The following is an 18,983-nucleotide window of genomic DNA, read 5'->3' on the forward strand; positions in this document are numbered from 1 at the left end:
ACATGGCGCTGTCACATTCAACAACTATCATGCGGTTGCCCTTAAATCACGCAACCACAGGACATCGCAGCCCATGAACAAGCCCAACGATCTGGCCATCCGCGCCACCGATCTGAACGACATCGACAGCAACGCGTCCCACGACAACCATTTCAACAGCATCCTGAACGCCCGCCTGAGCCGCCGCAACTGGCTGCGCGGCAGCGCCGTCACGGCCGCTACCGCCGTCATGGGTTCGATGGGCCTGTCCGCCTGTGGCGGCGGCAGCGATGCGGCGGCCGTCACGCCGACGCCAACGCCGACGCCCGAAAAACTGCTGGCCTTCACGGCCGTGCCGAAAAGCCTGGCCGACGTCGTGTCGGTGCCGGCCGGCTACACGGCCACCGCCCTGTATGCGCTGGGCGACTCGCTGCGCGCGGCGACGCCAGCCTACAAGAACGACGGCAGCGATACGGATTTCGACAACCGCGCCGGCGACCACCACGACGGCATGGAATACTACGGCCTGTCCGCCGCGGGCGCGCCGCTGGCGTCCGGCGCCGAACGGGGCTTGCTGGCGATGAACCACGAAGCGACCACGGACGAAAAACTGTCCTCGCACTTCCTGCACGTGAATGGCGGCACCACCACGCTGCCGCGCCCCGCCGCCGAAGTCGACAAGGAAGTGGCCGTCCACGGCCTGAGCGTGGTCGAAGTCAGGAAGACGGGCAGCGCCTGGGCCACCGTCAACGATTCCGCCTTCAACCGCCGCGTCACGCCGCTGACGGACATCGAGCTTGCCGGCCCCGTGCGCGGCAACGCCCTCGTGGTGACCAAGTACTCGCCGACCGGCACCAAGACGCGCGGCACCATCAACAACTGCGGCACGGGCAAGTCGCCATGGGGCAGCTACCTCTCCGGCGAAGAAAACTGGGCCGGCTACTTCACGCGCTCGTCCACCGACAACGCCGCGCGCGGCGACAAGTCCGTCGTGTCGCTGAACCGCTATGGCCGCAGCCAGGGCGGCGCCTCGCGCCACGGCTGGGAAACGGGCGGCAGCGACGACAAATACGCGCGCTGGAACCTGAGCAAGATCGGCGCATCGGCCAACGGCAGCGACGACTACCGCAATGAATTGAACGGCATGGGCTACATCGTCGAAATGGACCCGTACGACAAGACCAAGGCGATCCGCAAGCGCACGGCGCTGGGCCGCTACGCGCACGAAAGCGCCGCCTTCAGCGTGCCGGCCGTGGGCCAGCAGCTGGCCGTCTACATGGGCGACGATTCGCGCAACGAATACATCTACAAATTCGTCACGGCCGCCGTCTGGGCCGCCGCGGACGCCAACCCGGCCGACCGCATCGCCACCGGCGACAAATACCTCGATTCGGGCAAGCTGTACGTGGCCAAGCTGGCCGCCGACGGCACCGGCCAGTGGATCGAACTGGCCATGTCGAACGCGCAGATCCAGGCGTACGGCGCCTACAAGTTCGCCGACCTGGCCGACGTGCTGGTCAACGCCCGCCTGGCGGCCGACGCCGTGGGCGCGACGAAGATGGACCGCCCGGAATGGTGCTCGGTCAACCCGGCCAACGGCGAGATCTATTACACGCTGACCAACAACTCGAACCGCACCGTCAATCCGAGCGGCTCGTCGCAGCTGGTGCCGGACAGCGCCAACCCGCGCGCCTACACGGACATGAAGGGCAGCAGCGCGCAGAACGGCAATCCGAACGGCCACATCATCCGCTTCAAGGAAGGCACGGGCGCGGCCGCGGCCACCAGCTTTACCTGGGATGTCTACCTGTTTGGCGCCGAGAGCGGCGCCGACGCCAGCAAGATCAACCTGTCGAACCTGACGGCTGACCAGGACTTTTCGAGCCCGGACGGCCTGGCCTTCAGCCCCTACACGGGCATCTGCTGGATCCAGACGGACGATGGCGCGTACACGGACGTGACCAACTGCATGATGCTCGCCGCCATCCCCGGCAAGGTGGGCGACGGCGCCAAGTCCACCCTGAACTACGCCACGGCGGCCGGCGGCAACCTGGCCGTCGACACCTTCATCGGCAAGAAACCCACGGCCGACACGCTCAAGCGCTTCCTGGTGGGGCCGGTCGGCTCGGAAATCACGGGCATCAGCGAAACGCCGGACGGCAAGACCATGTTCATCAACATCCAGCATCCGGGCGAAAACACCGCGCTGGCGAATATCGGCGATCCGTCCAAATACACGAGCCAGTGGCCGGCCAACGCCGGTTATGGCGCCGGCAAGCGTCCCCGCTCGGCCACCATCGTGATCACCAAGAACGATGGCGGACGCATCGGCAGCTGATGTCCCGTGCCTGGCGGCGGCATCCGCCAGGCAAAGCCGGCCATCGACCTTGTAAAAGGAGGAAGTGCCCTTAAGTAAGGTTCATCACCAGACATTGCAACAACCGAATGGCAGCCGGGGAAAAACGTTTCCCGGCTTTTTGGTATGATGGCAAGGCGCGCCGGCACCGGAGTGGTGTCGCGCGCCTTTTATTTTTGATAATTACTTATATGAGCACAACCATGCAAAGCGGCGCAGACCTCCTGGCGACAGGCGAATTGGATTACACGACTTCCTGCGCACTGCCGACGCCGTGGGCCCAGTTCACCCTGCACGCCTTTGTCGAGCACGCCACGGGCAAGGAACACCTGGCCATGGTGCTGGGCGACATCGGCGACGGCGAACCGGTGCTGGCGCGCGTGCATTCCGAGTGCCTGACGGGCGACGTGCTGTTTTCGCAGCGCTGCGACTGCGGCGCCCAGCTCGAAGGCGCCTTGAAACGCATTGCCGAGGAAGGCCGCGGCATCTTGCTGTACCTGCGCCAGGAAGGGCGCGGCATCGGCCTGATCAACAAGATCCGCGCCTATCGCCTGCAAGAGGCGGGCGCCGACACGGTGCAGGCGAATGAACAGCTGGGCTTCAAGGCCGACGCGCGCAACTACACCTTGTGCCAGCCGATGTTTGCGCAATTCGGCATCCGCAGCCTGCGTTTGATGACAAACAATCCGCGCAAGATCGCCGCCATGGAAGCGCTGGGCATCACGGTGGCCGAACGGGTGCCGCTGCTGGTCAACCGCAACGCGTTCAACCAGCACTACCTGAATACCAAGCAAAGCAAGCTGGGCCACATGATGACGCCGGAAACGGCGCCGGCGCTGGAAGACGGCGCCCTGTAATTGCCGCACCGGCTTGCCGCACCGGCTTGCCGGGCCGGCGTGCAGCGGCGCGCCGCCTGGGCGCCCGCTTCGCTGCTGCTCACGCACAAAGGATGCATGAAATTATCTAACCTCGCCTGCTTGCTGGCCAGCCTGTGCGCTGGCGCAGGCGCCCACGCGGCCCCGCCACCGGCGCCAGCCGCGGCCACCACCGCTTCGACTCCCCCCGTAAAACCGCCGCCGGCCACCGCCGCGCCCGCCGCCACCGAACACGCGGCCCTGCCGCCACCCTCGTCCGCCGCGCAAAAACTCTATACGGCCGCGCGCGCCGATATTTTGCAAGTGCGCGTGCTGCTGAAAAACGGCCGCACGCAATCGTCGGTCGGCTCGGGCTTTTTGATCGGCACGGGCGACCTGGTGGTGAGCAACTATCACGTGGTGTCGCAATTCGCGCTCGACCCCGACACCTATGTGGGCGAATGGGTCGACACCAGCGGCCAGCGGGGCAATGTGGAGTTGCTGGCCGTCGACGTGCTGCACGACCTGGCCGTGCTGCGCGTGAACCGCCACGGCACGGGCTTTTTCAAGATGCCGGAGACGCTGGCACCGCTGACGCAGGGCCAGTACCTGTATTCGATGGGCAACCCGCTGGACCTGGGCTTCGCCATTTCGGAAGGCTCGTACAACGGCGTCGTCACGCGCAGCTTCTACGACCAGCTGATGTTTACGGGACCGATCAATTCCGGCATGAGCGGCGGCCCCAGCGTCACCGCGAATGGCGACGTCGCGGGCGTGAACGTGTCGAAACGCCTCGACGGCGAACTCGTCAGTTTTCTCGTGCCGGCCCGCTATGCGCAGCAATTGCTGGCCAAGGTCGCCCTGCAAGGCAAGCCGCCGAAGGACTTCAAGCCGCTGGTGACGGCGCAGTTGCTGGCGCACCAGGACGTCATGCTGGCGCGCCTGCTCGACACACCGTTGAGCCTGAAAACCATGGGCCCCTACCGCGTGCCCGTGCGCGAGTCCGACCAGATGCGCTGCTGGGGCCGCTCCAACGTCAAGTCCGACAAGCCCTACATGCTCGACAACACCAGCTGCGCCATGGAGTCGGCCATCTTCATTTCCGGCGCCCTGCAGACGGGGCAAGTGTCGATGCGCCACGAATTTCTGCGCAGCAGCGAACTGGGCGCGCTGCGCTTTTCCGAGCTGGCCAGCGCCTCGTTCAAGAATGAAAGTTTCGGCAGCTACAAGAGCGCGCACCTGACGGGCCCCCATTGCACCGAACAGTTCGTCAAGAACACCACCCTGCCCCTGCGCGCCGTCCTGTGCGTGCGCGCCTACCGCAAGTTTACGGGACTGTACGACTTTGCCCTGCTGGCGGCCAGTACCGATGAGCCGCTCATGAGCCTGCAAAGCCGCATCGACGCGCGCGGCGTGTCCTACGCCAACGGCTTGCGCGTCACGCGCACCTTCCTCGAAGCGCTGTCGCGGGAAAGCAGCCGCAAGCCATGAAGCCTCCCTATTACATCGAAATCCTCGCCGAAAATGGCGAAGTGCGGCAGCGCCAGCGCATTGAATCCCTGCCGATCCGCATCGGGCGCGGCTATGACAACGACTTCATCCTCGACGACGCGCATACGGCGGCCGAGCACGCCATTGTCGAGGACGATGGCGCAGGCGGCCTGCTGCTGCGCGACCTGGGCAGCCAGAATGGCGTGATCCACCGGGGACAGCGGCAACCGCAAGTGTCCCTGAACGGCAACAGCATCGTGCGCCTGGGCCACACGCGCCTGCGCGTGCGCGCCAGCGACCATCCGGTGGCGCCCGAACTGAGCGACACGACCAGGCACGACTGGGAAGGCTTGCGCCCCGCCGTCGCCGGCCTGGCCATGATCGGCGCCTCGGCCGCCTTCAGCAACTGGTTAAGTGATGCGGACGCCTTCGACCCGATTTCCTACCTGATGGTCATCGCGTATGCGCTCGGTGGCGGCCTCGTCTGGGCTTCCATCTGGGCCGTGGCGAACCGCCTGTTCGGCCATATGGCGCGCTTCGGCCGCCACCTGTTCATCATCGGCTGCGGCTTGCTGGCCATGGAAGTGTGGGAACTGGCAAGCAACGTGGCGGCGTATGCGCTCTCGCTCGAAGCGCTGACGCGCTACGGACGGCATATGTTCATCGTCATCGTCTGCGCCATGATCTACTACCATTTGCGCACGATCAAGCCGCAGCATCCGCGCCGCTTCGGCCTCGTTGCCGTGGTGCTGGCCATCCTTGGCTCGAGCCTGATCCTGCTGAGCAACCTGCAGATCAGCGGCCGCCTGGCCGACGAGGCGTACATGTCGGCGCTCTACCCGCCGGCCTTGCGCCTGAGCCCGGATCACACGACGGACGCCTTCTTCCGCGATGCGGCCAGCCTGCAGCGCGCCGTCGATGCCGAACGGGGCAAGGCGGCCAAGGGCGCCGACGAAGACGAAGACAGCGGCGATTAACGCGCCAGCATGCAAAAAGCCCGCCGTGTCCTGACAGACCGGCGGGCTTTTTATCGCGCGCCATCAGGCGCGGCGAGATCGGCGATACAAACTTAGAACTTGGCTTCCTGCTTGCGGCGCGCCGTAAAGCCCAGCAAGCCCAGGCCGATCAGCAGCATGGCGTAGGTGGTCGGCTCAGGAACGGCCGAGATCAAGCCATCGTTGGCGCCAAAGCTGACGAAATTATTGTTGCCCGCCTTGAACTGCGCTTGCTGGCCGCCATCGCAGCAGTCTTCCAGGCCATAGATGCTCAAGGTATGGTTGCCGGCCGCCAGGATGCTCGAACCGCTGAAGAACTGGCTGCCATTGTCGTAGTTGCCTGCCCACCACATGTCGTTGCTCTTGAAGTCCAGCGCCACACCGTCGAGGAACAGGGCGCCGCCCTTGCCGAAATCGACGCCGCTGCGGAAGCTCCAGGCGCCCGCGTCGGCCGCGCTGACGCCAAAGTTGATGACGGATTTGAAGGCGATGTTCGAGCCACTGCCGAACAGGCCGCTGTTGTTGAAGTTATCGTAGCTGGCAATCGTCGTCGAGCCATAACCGGCGCCTGGCGTGGCCACGGCGGCATTCACCACGGACTCATAGGCGGCGGCGGAGCTTTGCGCGCCAGCGTCCGAGTAGCCGGTGGAAACGGTGATGGTGCTGGCGTTCGCGTGGGCAAACACACCGACGGCGATCAGGGACAGAGCGATTTTAGGCAAGTTTTTCATGATGGTATCCAGTAAGTAAGTATTCAGTGGGCGCAGCAAGGAGCGCTGGAGCTGAATACACGCTGCATTGAGGCGTGTCGGCAAAGCGCTGGGGATTGCGGGAATGAGCGGTCGGGGGCGTGAACTTCCGCGTAACAGCGCGGACTTGCAGCGTGCCATGGCGGCACCGCAAGCGTCCTGGAAAGGGTTCGGGTTCCCGGGACAAGGTCAGACAGTTGACGGGTCAGGCAAGACGTTGAAACTATTCTAGCGTAAATTCCCTAGAAGAAAATTATTTTTCTTTTAACCATGAAAGATATTTTTCTGGCAAGCACTCATCCGGAGGCAGAAAAAAGGCGTGTTCCACTCCGGCGCGACGGCCATCTGCGGTGCGCGGCGTGTCGCGGCGGTACCACAGACCAGGCCGGCACTGTCGCATCGCGCGCATTTCTTTTCGCATGCCGCTGCACCACGGGGCGAAACAGCATGGCAAAATGTAGTCACGCTGCTATCTGTCCGATGAGGGGGAAAGAGGAATGGTCGACCTGGAAGAACTACGCTATCTGGCACTGTCGTTTCCCGACACGACCGAGGAAGAACACCACGACCGTCCAGCCTTCCGCGTGGGCGGGAAGATCTTCGCCACCCTGCCCGATGACGAGCACATCAACGTGCTGCTCGATGCGGAAGCGGCGCATATCGCCACCGTCATCACGCCCTCCGGCTGCGAGAAACTCTGGTGGGGCGAACGCCTGGCCGGCATCACGGTATGCCTGGCGGACGCCGAGCTGGACATGCTGGCCGCCGCCCTGACGGCCGCCTGGCGCCGCAAGGCGCCCAGCGACCTGGCCAAGACCATCGACCAGGCCGGGTAAGGCGCCTGCTACATCGGCCAATTGCGCAACAGCAAACCCACCATCTGCTGCAACTGTTCCCGCGAGACGCCCGCCGCCGCCTGGATGGCCATGCCCTGCGACAGGGTCACGACAAAGCGCGCCTGCTGCTCCGGGCAGGAATCGGGCGGCAAATCCCCCTCTTCCTTGGCGCGCCGCAAGCGGTCGCGCAACTTGATCTCGCCGCGCAGCCGGCGCGCGAACAATTCATCGCGGATCGGCAAGGCATCGTCGCTGCAGGCGAGCGCCGCATTGACGCCCATGCAGCCGTGCGGGCCGTCCGGCATGGTTTGCGCGTCGACATACTGCGTCAGCAAGGCTTCCACCACCTGGCGCGCCGTCGGCTGTTCCAGCGCCGCATCGAAAAACCGCATGCGCGTATCGCTGTAGCGCTCGAGCGCCTTGTGGAACAATTGCTCCTTGTTGCCGAAGACGGCATACAGGCTGGGCCGGTTCATGCCCATGGCCTTCGTCAATTCCGGCAGCGAACTGCCCTCATAGCCCTTTTCCCAGAACACCTTCATGGCGCAATCGAGCGCCTCGTCCGCGTCGAAGGTGCGTGGCCGCCCCGTTTTCGCCTTGACGACTTCCTCTTTTTTATCTTGTTTCATACCGTTCGGTAAAAAATTATTGACAACACTGTCTGCCTGCCCTGATTATATACCGACCGGTTAAAAACCTCCCGGCTTTTCAGGAACCCTATGCACACACCTTCCAACACCTCTGCCGACGATACCACCGTGGCGCCGTGGCTGGCCGTCTTATCGGTCGGCATCGGCGCCTTCGCCCTCGTCACCTCCGAATTCCTGCCCGTCGGCCTGCTGCCGGCCATGGCCGCCGAACTGGCCATCAGCAAGGGCCAGGCGGGACTGATGATCACCACGCCCGGCATCGTTGCCGCCTTTGCCGCCATCTTCGTCACCGTCGGCTCGGGCCGGCTGGACCGCCGCATCGTGCTGCTGGCCCTTACCGCCCTGCTCGTCGCCTCGAACCTGCTGGTGGCGCTGGCGCCCTCGTATGGGGCGATACTGCTGGGCCGCGCCATGCTGGGCGTGGGCGTGGGCGGTTTCTGGGCCATCGGCAGCGCCATCGGCCCGCGCCTGGTGGCACCGCAGCATGCGTCGCGCGCCATGTCCATCATCTTCGCCGGCGTCTCGCTGGGCACGGTGGCGGGCGTGCCGGCCGGCGCGCTGGTGGGCGAGCTGGTGGGCTGGCGCGTGGCTTTCGGCGCGGCCAGCGCCATTGCCGTGCTGGTCTTCATAGGCCAGCTGTTGCTGCTGCCCAAACTGCCGCCGACACAAGCCATCCGCCTGCGCCAGTTGCCGATGATTTTCGGCATCCGCAAGGCCAGGCTGGGCCTGATCGCCACGGCCATGCTCTTCACGGGCCAGTTCGCCGCCTACACGTATATCGCCCCCTTCCTCACGCAGATCTCGCATCTGGCAGCCGGCACGGTCAGCGCCATGCTGCTCGTGTACGGCGCTTCCGGCTTCATCGGCAACCTCGTGGGCGGCTGGGCCGCCGGGCGCTACGAACGGGCCGCGCTGATGGCGACGGGCGCCGTGCTGGGCCTGTCCACCTTGGCCCTGGCCGCGTTCGGCAGCCATTCCGTGACGGCCATGCTGCTGGTGGCCGTCTGGGGCTTCGGTTTCGGCGCCATGCCGATCGCCGTGCAGACGTGGATGTTCAAGGCGGCGCCCCACTTGATGGAAGGCAGCAGCGCGCTGTTCGTTGCGATTGTGCAAGTATCGCTGGCGTCGGGCGCCTTGCTCGGCGGCATGGCCGTCGACCGGCTGGGCGTGTCCAGCGCGATGGTGGTGGGCGGCCTGTTCGCCCTCGGCTGCGCCTTGACGATCGCGCTCTTCGGCAAGCCGCAGGCCGGCGCCAAGGCCGGCGCGGCGTGCCCAGCGTCGTAGGAGCGTGCCTTCAGATGCGGCCGCGGCGGAATTCGCCGAGGAATTTCGTCACTTCGGCCGGCGTCATGGGCACGTCCGCATCGCCGTGATACGCATACAGGAAGGGCGTGCCGCCCAGGCGGTCCGTCAGCTTGGCGAACAACAAGAAGCGGCTGCCCAGCGGATAACGCTGCAGGTCCGACAGGCGGCGCGAGCACTGCACCGCCAGCTCGGGCGAAAAGGCCTGGCCCGGCACGGGGCGGATTTCCACGCGGCCATGGATGGCGCGCGATTCGACGGCAACGTGCCGGTATGCATAAGTATCACGGGCCATGCCGCCACCTTGAATGAAATAAAGGCGCCATCTTAAGCGAAGATGGCGCCTGGCGTATTACTGCGGCACGATGCGCAGCAGGCGGCCGTTGTCTTCGTCCGTCAGCGCATACAGGTAGCCGTCCGGCCCTTGGCGCACGTCGCGCACGCGCGCGCCGATGGCCAGGCGGTCCTGCGCCGTCACCTTGCCGTTCGCGTCGACGGCGATGCGGCGGATGTCCTTGGCCGCCAGGCCGCCGCTGAAGATGCTGCCCCGCCAGGCGGCGATCTTGTCGCCCGTATAGACGGCCAGGCCCGACGGGGCCGGCGACGGCACCCAGGCCACGCTGGGATTGAGCATGCCGGGCACCTCATGCTTGCCGACGGGCTCATGCGTCGTATAGTCGGCACCATAGCTTTGCAGGGGCCAGCCGTAGTTGCCGCCCGCCACCACCAGGTTCAGCTCGTCGCCGCCGTACGGGCCGTGTTCCGTGGCCCACACGCGGCCGGACACGGGGTCGAGCGCCAGGCCCTGCACGTTGCGGTGGCCGTACGACCAGATTTCCGGCAAGGCGCCCTTGGCGGCAAGGGGATTGCCGGGCGCCGGTTTGCCGTCTTGCGTCAGGCGCAGGATGGAACCCTGGTGCGTGGCCAGATTCTGCGCCTGCTCGCGCGCCAGGCGGTCACCGATGCGCAGCGGCGGATTGCCGCCATCGGCCACGCTCATCAGCAAGGTGCCGTCCGGCAGCCACAGCAGGCGCGAACCGAAATGCTGGCCGCCGCTCTTGTCGGTGGCGACCTTGAACAGGGTCTGGATGCCCGTCACCTTCTTGCCGTCGAACACGCCGCGCACGAGGGTCGTGCGGTTCGCGTCATTCGTGCCCGTCGACACCGTCATGTAGACGCGCGGGTTCGGCTTGCCCGCATCCTGCGGATGCAGCACGATGTCGAGCAAGCCGCCCTGCCCGCCCGTGAAGACGGCCGGCATGCCTTCCAGCGCCACGTCGGTAAAAGTCTTGCCATTGAGCAGATGCAGTGTCCCCTGCTTGCTGGTCACCAGCGCGCGCCCCTCGCCCAGCCAGGCGATGCCCCACGGCTGGCGCACGCCCTGCGCGACGGTCTCGGCTTTCCAGCCCTGTCTGGCGGCGGGCGGCTCGCCCGTGGCTTGCAGTTCGGCGTGGGCGGGCACGGCGCAAGCGGCGAAGGCTCCCAGCAGCAGTGCGGTGGCAAGGTATGTGCGCTTGATGTTGAGCATCCGGGATTCTCCTGTGTCGGCTATGAAAAAAGGCGGCCGGGATGGTCTGTGCCATCGCGCCGCCTTCTAAAAATAGCACAGATTGCCAGGCGGGCGCGCCGCCTGACAGCGACTATCAACGATAGATCAGATGGTACTTGACGCGCGGCGTGTTTTTCTGTGCGCCACCGGTCTGCACCAGCGCCACAGGCTCGCCAGCGGCCGTATGGAAGATGCCGATGCCGTAACTTTGCTCGCCGCCAATGACGGGCAAGGTGACGCTACCATCAGGGAACAACAACTCGCCACTGAAACGCTTGTAGCTTGCTTGGTAGGTCACATCGCCAACCGGATACATATAGCTGTACGATGTTTCCATGAGCAGCGCTTCCGCCTTCACGGGCGAGTGACTCATTGACAGCACAGTGTTACCAGCCGAACTGAGGATAAAGCGGCCGACATATTTCAGCGTGTCGGTACTGAAGTACGTGCCAGCCGCCGTAAACAGCAGATCTTCCTTGGGCGACAAGAACAGCGGGGCCACCGCCGGGTAGTCGACATAGGCATAGGCACTGGCCTGAATCGCGTTGCTTTGCGGGTCTATGGAGAAATACGAGATAGCGGATGAATATCCCTGCGCTACAAATGCCTTGTTCTTGGATACCGCAAAAACGCCACGCAGCGTCCCATAGAAGCCGTTGGCATAATCAAGTCCAGGCAGGACCTGGCCGGTACGCCCATTGAGCACAGTAATGGCCGCTCGCGACGACGTGCCGACAGATTGGCCCATCAGAAAAACGATGCCATCATTGGTCGTGAATACCTCCGTCTGCGTACCGTCTGTGCCTGTAGAGCGCAGCAGTTGCCCTGCCACCAGATCAACCAGACTGACCACGCCTTCATGCAATACCGCGGCCAGCTTACCGTCCGGACTCAGATTAAACGACTTGACCGCGGTTGGCAGACTGATGCTGGTAGTGACGCCATCAACCGGGTTGGTGATTTTCACGGCGTCAGGATCGGTGCTGATCATGACCAGGCGATCGAGTCCCTTGCTGTAGCGCACATCCTGCGGCGTGAAAGGCAAGGCCACGACACTATAGGATGCGATAACGGCATTGAACTTCAGGTAGGCCACCGCCGTTTGCCGGCCATTACTGACCGTCAAGGACAGCACATAAGCGCCGGCCACGTCCGGCGTGAACGATGGTATGGCAGTCGCTGCTGCGCCCAGCACGGCAACAGAAGCGGCAGGCCGGCTGTCGACCGCCCAGGCATAGGTCAATTGCGCGCCACCCTCGTCATAGCTCAGGATGCCGCTGGTCACCACCGGCTGGCCAACGGGCACGGTCTGGTTGCTGCGGCTGACCACGGCCACCGTGCCCTGGATCACGCCCGTCGGCATGCTGTTGTTGGCATCGAACTGGTACACCGTTTCGGCATACGCGCCCTTGCCGTCCGCGCCGCGGGCGCGCACTTTATACAGACCAACTACATCTGGGGCGAAACGCGCGGTTTGCCCCGCGACAAACAGCGTGGCGCTGCTACCGGCCGGCTTCTGGATCAGCTCCCACGTTGTGGTCACCTTGTCGCCGTCCGCGTCGGTGCTGCCGGTGGCATCGAGGACGATGCCGGAACCTGCCGAGACGCTCACGGCATCCTTCACGAGCGGCTGCGCCGTAAACGTCGCATTGACCACCACCACCGCATTCGGCACCCGGTTATTCACCAGCACGGTGGCGTTCTTTTCCGCAAAGCCGCCCTTGCTATTCGTCACGCGCAGCTTGAAGATATACGTGCCCAGGGCGTCGGGCTGGAAGTTCATTTTGGGGGTCGCGACAGCACCCATGTTCAGGCCGCTGCCGGCAGGCTTGGAGACCAGACTCCAGGCAAAACTCAGCGTCCCGCCGTCGCTATCCTTGCTGCTGCCGGCATCGAGTTCAATCTGCCCGCCCATGCTGCCGACAGCATCGGCGCCTTCTGCCGCCGCCGACACGGCACCGGCAAACAGGATGGCAGGCTGCGGCACGGCCGCCACGGGCGGCGGCGCAGTTTCACTGCCGCCGCCACCGCCGCCACATCCGGCCAACATGGCCATGGCCAACATACCCGCTATCAAACAGCGCACTGCTGGTCCCTGCATACGACTACGCATATGATTCCGTTCTCTCAATATTTCCCGTGGTTATAAAGTGACGTCTTGTCGCGTCCGAAAAAGCGGACAAATATTATCATGACAATAACGTTAAATTTTCACTAAATTCCACTTTGGAAATATTAATTTTCAAGAATCATTAAAAAGGTACGGCAGGGTTAGCTCAGGCGCGCAGCAGCAAAGCCACGGCTTCGGCCGCAATGCCCTCTTCGCGGCCCAGGTAGCCCAGCTTTTCATTCGTCTTGGCCTTGATATTGACCTGGCCCACGGTCACACCGAGGTCTGCGGCCACGTTCGCGCACATGGCGGCGATGTGCGGCGCCATCTTCGGGCGCTGGGCGATGATGGTGGCGTCGATATTGCCGACCACATAGCCCGTCGCCTGCACGCGGCGCACGGCTTCGCGCAGCAGGGTGCGCGAATCGGCGCCCTTGAACTGCGCGTCCGTGTCGGGGAAATGGCGGCCGATGTCGCCCAGGGCGGCGGCGCCGAAGATGGCGTCGGTAATCGCGTGCAGCAGCACGTCGGCGTCGGAATGGCCCAGCAGGCCCAGGTGATGGGGAATCTTCACACCGCCGATGATCAGGTCGCGGTTTTCCACCAGCGCGTGGCAGTCATAGCCCTGGCCGATGCGGAAAGGGAGGTCGGGTGTCGTTGTGTTCATGCGGGTCTCTCTGGAATTCAAGGATGGGCCAAATACAGCTCGGCCGTGTGGATGTCGCGCGGCAGGGTCACCTTCAGGTTGCGCGGGTGGCCCTCGATCAGTTTCGGCGCCAGGCCCAGCGCTTCGACTGCGCTGGCGTCGTCCGTGATCGCCAACGGATCGGGCGCTTCGGATAGTGCCCGGTGCAGCAAGGCATAGCTGAACATTTGCGGCGTCTGCGCCAGCCACAGGCCGTCGCGCGGCACCGTCTGCGCCGACAGGCTGCCCGGCCCGGCCCGCTTGACGGTATCGACCACGGGCAAGGCCAGCAAGCCGCCGGCCGCATGGTCGCCCACTTCCGCGATCAGTTTTGCGATCAGCGCCGGCGTCAGGCCGGGACGGGCCGCATCGTGCACCAGCACCTGGTCATGGGCATCGATGCAGCCGTGCAAGGCTTGCAGGGCGTTCAATATCGTTTCCATGCGCGTGGCGCCGCCGCAGCGCAGCACCGATATGCCCCCCCCTGCCCCTTGCTCCGGCACGACCGTGTCGATCACGCCATCGTCGGCGCTGACGACGACATAGGTATGCGCGATCAGGGGGCTGGCGAGAAAGGCGTCGAGCGCGTGGCGCAGCATGGGCTTGCCGGCGATCTGTAAATATTGCTTGGGACTGCCCGCTTCCATGCGCGCGCCCACGCCGGCGGCGGGGATCAGGGCAAAGTAACGGACGCTATTCGGTGCTGCTGTCATGCCATTCCTTGTCTAGTTGGCGGGCGTTGCCTTGCCCGCCAGGATGTTCTGGATTTCTCCCTTGCACGCCTTGCCCAGGCGCGCATATTCTTGCGGAGAATCAATGGCGGCCTGCAAGGTTTCCACCTTGCGCATTTCCGCCTTGATATACGGCAACCAGCCCGTATCGATCTCGCGCGCCAGCGCCGCCTTGGCCGTACCGCTGGGCGCGTACAGGGGCCGCGCCTCGAAGCGTTTGGCCAGCGCCGCGCGCACGGTCTTTTCCACGCGCGGCAAGTGTTCCATATAGGTTTTCATGTGCCGCAGCTCGTGCGCGAGTATCTCATCATACGCGCACGTGCCGGGCGCAAATTCGCGGCCGATGTAGATCACCACGGGCGCATACGTCAGGCTCACGGTAATCTGCGGCGCCACGCATTCATAGCCGCTGGCCGGGTCTTGCAGCATGGGACCGGCCAGGGCGATGGCCACGCGCGAATCCGTCTTCGTCAGGCCCAGCACCCAGGTATTCGCGCGCGCCGTGCCCTTCATCACCGTCAGCGCCTTGTACGGCAGATGCGTATCGATGCTGTAGCCGTTCTGCTGCGCCGTCAGCACGGACACCGTCTTGCTGATCGTGTCTTCGCAGCGCACCTGGAACGGCGTGCGCGCTGCCGCCAGCGTGTCCAGGCAGGCCGACGCCAGCAGCAGGAAGAGAACCGCGCGCATGTGGGGAATCAGGCCGCTTGCCAGGCGCCGCTGGTGATCTTGTCGAGCCAGAAGATGCCGATCACGGTTTTCACGTCCGTGATCGTGCCATCCTGGACCCAGTCGAGCAGCTGCGGCACGGTGGCCGTAAACGTTTCCAGGAATTCGCCTTCATCGAGTTGGCGTTCGCCCGCCACGAGCCCACGCGCCAAAAACAGTTCCAGGTGCTCGTCGGAATAGGCGATGGCGTTGTGAATGGTGGAAACGAATTGCCAGTCGGTCGCCGTGTAGCCCGTCTCTTCCAGCAATTCGCGCTGGGCACAGGCCAGGTGGGACTCGCCCGCGTCGATCTTGCCGGCCGGAAATTCAATGAAGACCCGGTCCAGCGGATAGCGGTACTGGCGTTCCATCAGCACGGTGCCATCGTCGAGCAGCGGCAGGATCACGACGGCGCCCGGATGCAAAACGAATTCGCGCGCCGTGATCTTGCCATCCGGCAGTGCAACGCGGTCGCGCTGCACGCGCAGGAAGCCGCCCTGGTAGACGAGCTCGCCGTCGACCTTGGTTTCAATCAATTGCGTATCAGTGGCTTGGGTATCCATACATTTCCTTATGTTCAATAAAAAACGGCGCCAGAGGCGCCGCTTTCGGAGGATGGTGCCTAGCGGCGTTTACGCAGATAACGAGTCACGAAACCTGGGAAAGCCAGCACCAGGAACAGGCATCCCGTGATGGCGTAGAACTCCCACGTCTGCGGGAAACCGTTGCCGATGCGCGCTTCGAGCGCGAACGCCGCGGCGCCAACGATGAAGTACAGAATCACCATCTCCAGCAGGCGCAGCGCCAGCGGCTTGCGCCAGCCTTTGCCACCGTCTGCCTGCGCCGCCTTTTTCAGCGGCACGGCGGCAAACAGTTTCTCGTTCAGGAAAGGCAGGTTCGCGCCCAGGATGCCCAGAGCGATCACCAGCCAGCTCGAAGCGGTGACATCCATCGGTCAGGACGCCAGGGTCTTGGTGATGGCCGTCGCGCAGGCAGCCAGGATGCTGTTCGGCATCACGCCGAGGGCCAGGACGAACACGCCGTTCAGGGCCAGCACGACGCGCATGTCACCATGCACGACCAGCGCGTTGCTGTCGCTCGGCTCGTCGAACCACATCATCTTGACGACGCGCAGGTAGTAGAAGGCGCCGATCAGCGAGAACAGCACGGCGGCGATGGTCAGCCACAGCTGGCCCGTGGCCAGCACGGAAGCGAGCACCGAGTACTTGGCCATGAAGCCCATCAGCGGCGGCACGCCGGCCAGCGAGAACATGAACAGGGTCATCACCAGCGCGAAGATCGGGCTGCGTTTGCCCAGGCCCTTGAAGTCGGCCAATTCATCTGCTTCGAAACCATTACGTGCCAACAACATGATCACGCCAAAGGTACCCAGCGTGGTGAACACATAGGTGATGACGTAGTACATCGAGGCGCCGTAGGCGGTGGCTGCGCCGGCCGCGTTCAGGGTGTTGTTCGGCGCATCGACGGTGCCGGACAGCAAGCCCAGCAGCACGAAGCCCATTTGCGCGATGGTCGAGTACGCCAACATGCGCTTCAAATTGGTTTGCGCGATGGCGGTGAAGTTACCGATGGCCAGCGACATCACGGCCAGCACCAGCAGCATTTGCTGCCAGTCATGCGCCATCGGCAGCAAGCCTTCGGCCAGCAAGCGCAGGGTGATGGCGAACGCGGCCAATTTCGGCGCCGCGCCCAGCAGCAGGGTCACGGCCGTCGGCGAACCTTGATACACGTCAGGCACCCACATGTGGAATGGCACGACGCCCAGTTTGAAGGCCAGGCCGGCAACGAGGAACACCAGGCCGAAGACCATGATGGTGCCATTGGTCTTGCCGTTTTCCAGCGCCACGCGCAGTTCGCCCAGGTCCAGCGTGCCGGAGGCGCCGTACAGCATCGAGATACCGTACAACATGAAACCGGAAGCCAGCGCGCCCAGGATGAAGTATTTCATGGCCGCTTCCGTGGCCTTGGCATTGTCGCGGCGCAGAGCGATCAGCGCGTACAGCGACAGCGACATCAGTTCCAGACCCAGGTAGATGATCAGGAAGTTGTTGGCCGAGATCATGATCATCTGGCCCAGCAGTGCAAACAGGGCCAGCACGTAGAACTCGCCGCCCAGGTTACCCGACAGCATGCTGCGGTCGGTGGCATAGGCACGCGAGTAGATCAGGGTCAACGCCACGGCGCCGTACGAGAACAGTTTCAGCAGCTGCGACATCGGGTCCGACACGAACATGTTGTGGAACGTGTAGACGGTGGTGCCCGCGTTGAAGTCGCCCACGGTCAGCAAGGCGCAGCCGGCCAGGGTCAGCAAGGACAGCGCATAGGTGATCGAACGCTTCGCCGCAGGCAAGAACATATCGATCAGCAAGAGCGCCGACGTGGCGATCAGCAGAAAGATTTCCGCGTACAGCGGTACCAGATTAGGTGCATTAGTCATGTTATCGGTCTTCTATTTAAGGCAACTTGCTGATGGCGACATGCTGCAGCAGGTCGGCAACCGAAGTTTGCATCGTGTCGGTGAACGGGGCTGGGTACAGACCCATCACGAGCACGGCGATGGCCAGCACAGCAAGCATGAAGAATTCACGTTTGTTGATGTCGGTCAATTCGGCCACGTGCTTGTTCTTGATCTTGCCGAACACCACGCGCTTGGCCATCCACAGCGAGTACGCCGCGCCCCAGATCAGTGCCGTTGCAGCCAGCAGGCCGATCCAGAAGTTGTATTTCACCGCGCCCAGGATCACCATGAACTCGCCGACGAAGCCGGACGTGGCTGGCAGACCGCAGTTGGCCATCGAGAACAGCACGAAGAAGGCGGCAAATTTCGGCATGCGGTTCACGACGCCGCCGTAGTCGGCGATGTTGCGGGTATGCATGCGGTCATACAGTACGCCGATGCACAGGAACATCGCGCCGGAGATGAAGCCGTGCGAGACCATCTGCACGATACCGCCCTGCACCGAAATGTCGTTGAACATGAAGAAGCCCAGGGTGACGAAACCCATGTGCGCGATCGACGAATAGGCGACCAGTTTTTTCATGTCGGTTTGCACCAGGGCAACCAGACCGATGTAGATGACGGCGATCAGCGACAGGGTGATCATGAAGCCCGACAGGTAGTGGCTGGCGTCCGGCGTGATCGGCAGCGAAAAACGCAGGAAGCCGTAGGCGCCCAGTTTCAGCATGATGGCGGCCAGCACGGCGGAACCGCCCGTCGGCGCTTCCACGTGGACGTCCGGCAACCACGTATGCACGGGGAACATCGGCACCTTGACGGCAAACGCCATCAGGAAGGCCAGGAAGATGAAGATCTGTTCGTTCATCGTCAGCTTGAACGCGTGCCAGGCCAGGATGTCGAAGGTGCCCGACACATTGCGCAGGTAAATGATGGCAACCAGGGTCAGCAGCGAACCGAAGAAGGTGTACAGGAAAAACTTGAACGACGCGTACACGCGGTTCGAACCGCCCCAGATACCGATGATGATGAACATCGGGATCAGGGTTGCTTCAAAGAAGAAGTAGAACAGCAAGCCGTCCAGCGCGCAGAACACGCCGATCATCAGGCCCGACAGGATCAGGAAGGAGCCCATGTACTGGGCGATGCGCTTCTCGATCACTTGCCAAGCGGAAATGACGACGATGACCGTGATGAAGGCCGTCAGCGGCACGAACCACAGCGACAGGCCGTCGATACCCAGCGAGTACCAGATATTGAAGGTTTCAATCCACGGTGCTTTTTCGACGAATTGCATGCCGTGCGCGGCGTTGTCGAAATGCTGGATCAGCGGCAAGGTGCACAGCATGCTGAGCACGGCGCCAGCCAGCGACAGCCAGCGGGTAAAGCCCGCTTTGCTGTCACGGCCGAGAGCCAGGACCAGGACGCCGCAAATGATCGGCACCCAGATCGACAGACTCAGGTAAGGAGGTAATGTAGAAATCGTAGACTGCATCATGGTTCTCAGTATTC

18 protein-coding genes are annotated in these 18,983 nt (G+C 63.6%); 6 read left to right on the top strand and 12 right to left on the bottom strand.

Going from position 1 to position 18,983, the window contains the following annotated elements:
• The first annotated feature begins 73 nt into the window (after window positions 1-73).
• From AC0V2Y_RS04705 to AC0V2Y_RS04720, 4 genes are all read left to right on the top strand, one after another.
• Window positions 74-2,317: a PhoX family protein gene (locus tag AC0V2Y_RS04705; RefSeq protein WP_475415365.1), complete on the top strand. Its 2,244-nt coding sequence runs from the start codon at window positions 74-76 to the stop codon at window positions 2,315-2,317.
• 221 nt (window positions 2,318-2,538) lie between these two features.
• A complete protein-coding gene (ribA, locus tag AC0V2Y_RS04710) occupies window positions 2,539-3,192 on the top strand; it encodes a GTP cyclohydrolase II (RefSeq protein ID WP_475415366.1) in 654 nt (217 codons plus the stop codon).
• A gap of 96 nt (window positions 3,193-3,288) precedes the next feature.
• The gene (locus AC0V2Y_RS04715) at window positions 3,289-4,680 is read left to right on the top strand and encodes a S1 family peptidase (RefSeq protein ID WP_475415367.1); all 1,392 of its coding nucleotides are present in this window, start codon (window positions 3,289-3,291) and stop codon (window positions 4,678-4,680) included.
• Window positions 4,677-5,657, top strand: coding sequence for an FHA domain-containing protein (locus tag AC0V2Y_RS04720; protein WP_475415368.1), 981 nt, complete (start codon window positions 4,677-4,679; stop codon window positions 5,655-5,657). The genes AC0V2Y_RS04715 and AC0V2Y_RS04720 overlap by 4 nt, the downstream gene beginning before the upstream one ends.
• A 92-nt stretch (window positions 5,658-5,749) precedes the next feature.
• Here the strand turns inward: AC0V2Y_RS04720 and AC0V2Y_RS04725 are convergent, their stop codons facing one another.
• Window positions 5,750-6,406 carry a CCXG family PEP-CTERM protein gene (locus AC0V2Y_RS04725; RefSeq protein WP_475415369.1) on the bottom strand — a complete coding sequence of 219 codons (657 nt, stop codon included), beginning with the start codon at window positions 6,404-6,406 and terminating at the stop codon, window positions 5,750-5,752.
• Between the two features lie 515 nt (window positions 6,407-6,921).
• Here AC0V2Y_RS04725 and AC0V2Y_RS04730 point away from each other — a divergent pair.
• Window positions 6,922-7,260: an MmcQ/YjbR family DNA-binding protein gene (locus AC0V2Y_RS04730; protein WP_475415370.1), complete on the top strand. Its 339-nt coding sequence runs from the start codon at window positions 6,922-6,924 to the stop codon at window positions 7,258-7,260.
• 8 nt (window positions 7,261-7,268) lie between these two features.
• Here AC0V2Y_RS04730 and AC0V2Y_RS04735 read toward each other — a convergent pair whose 3' ends face one another.
• The gene (locus AC0V2Y_RS04735) at window positions 7,269-7,889 is read right to left on the bottom strand and encodes a TetR/AcrR family transcriptional regulator (protein WP_070224096.1); all 621 of its coding nucleotides are present in this window, start codon (window positions 7,887-7,889) and stop codon (window positions 7,269-7,271) included.
• 90 nt (window positions 7,890-7,979) lie between these two features.
• Between AC0V2Y_RS04735 and AC0V2Y_RS04740 the strand changes: the two genes are divergently transcribed.
• Window positions 7,980-9,194, top strand: coding sequence for an MFS transporter (locus AC0V2Y_RS04740; protein WP_475415371.1), 1,215 nt, complete (start codon window positions 7,980-7,982; stop codon window positions 9,192-9,194).
• Window positions 9,195-9,204: 10 nt separating this feature from the next.
• Here the strand turns inward: AC0V2Y_RS04740 and AC0V2Y_RS04745 are convergent, their stop codons facing one another.
• The 10 genes from AC0V2Y_RS04745 to AC0V2Y_RS04790 all read right to left on the bottom strand — a co-directional run bounded on the left by AC0V2Y_RS04745 (window position 9,205) and on the right by AC0V2Y_RS04790 (window position 18,969).
• A complete protein-coding gene (locus AC0V2Y_RS04745) occupies window positions 9,205-9,507 on the bottom strand; it encodes a hypothetical protein (protein WP_436494861.1) in 303 nt (100 codons plus the stop codon).
• Between the two features lie 57 nt (window positions 9,508-9,564).
• Window positions 9,565-10,740 carry a PQQ-dependent sugar dehydrogenase gene (locus AC0V2Y_RS04750; protein ID WP_475415372.1) on the bottom strand — a complete coding sequence of 392 codons (1,176 nt, stop codon included), beginning with the start codon at window positions 10,738-10,740 and terminating at the stop codon, window positions 9,565-9,567.
• Between the two features lie 115 nt (window positions 10,741-10,855).
• Entirely contained in the window at window positions 10,856-12,826 is a 1,971-nt protein-coding gene (locus tag AC0V2Y_RS04755; protein ID WP_475415373.1) for a PKD domain-containing protein, read from the bottom strand.
• A gap of 211 nt (window positions 12,827-13,037) precedes the next feature.
• Window positions 13,038-13,538: a 2-C-methyl-D-erythritol 2,4-cyclodiphosphate synthase gene (gene ispF, locus AC0V2Y_RS04760; RefSeq protein WP_475415374.1), complete on the bottom strand. Its 501-nt coding sequence runs from the start codon at window positions 13,536-13,538 to the stop codon at window positions 13,038-13,040.
• A 17-nt stretch (window positions 13,539-13,555) separates the two neighbouring features.
• Complete coding sequence (gene ispD / locus AC0V2Y_RS04765; RefSeq protein WP_475415375.1) at window positions 13,556-14,269, bottom strand: 2-C-methyl-D-erythritol 4-phosphate cytidylyltransferase; 714 nt, start codon at window positions 14,267-14,269, stop codon at window positions 13,556-13,558.
• 12 nt (window positions 14,270-14,281) lie between these two features.
• Window positions 14,282-14,977: a hypothetical protein gene (locus tag AC0V2Y_RS04770; RefSeq protein ID WP_475415376.1), complete on the bottom strand. Its 696-nt coding sequence runs from the start codon at window positions 14,975-14,977 to the stop codon at window positions 14,282-14,284.
• Between the two features lie 8 nt (window positions 14,978-14,985).
• The gene (locus tag AC0V2Y_RS04775; RefSeq protein ID WP_475415377.1) at window positions 14,986-15,558 is read right to left on the bottom strand and encodes an NUDIX domain-containing protein; all 573 of its coding nucleotides are present in this window, start codon (window positions 15,556-15,558) and stop codon (window positions 14,986-14,988) included.
• A 59-nt stretch (window positions 15,559-15,617) separates the two neighbouring features.
• Complete coding sequence (locus tag AC0V2Y_RS04780; protein WP_475415378.1) at window positions 15,618-15,947, bottom strand: DUF2818 family protein; 330 nt, start codon at window positions 15,945-15,947, stop codon at window positions 15,618-15,620.
• Window positions 15,948-15,950: 3 nt separating this feature from the next.
• Complete coding sequence (nuoN, locus tag AC0V2Y_RS04785; RefSeq protein WP_475415379.1) at window positions 15,951-17,453, bottom strand: NADH-quinone oxidoreductase subunit NuoN; 1,503 nt, start codon at window positions 17,451-17,453, stop codon at window positions 15,951-15,953.
• Window positions 17,454-17,469: 16 nt separating this feature from the next.
• Window positions 17,470-18,969: an NADH-quinone oxidoreductase subunit M gene (locus AC0V2Y_RS04790; protein ID WP_475415380.1), complete on the bottom strand. Its 1,500-nt coding sequence runs from the start codon at window positions 18,967-18,969 to the stop codon at window positions 17,470-17,472.
• Between the last annotated feature and the right edge of the window lie 14 nt (window positions 18,970-18,983).

It is taken from the genome of Janthinobacterium sp. BHSEK (genome assembly GCF_056174685.1).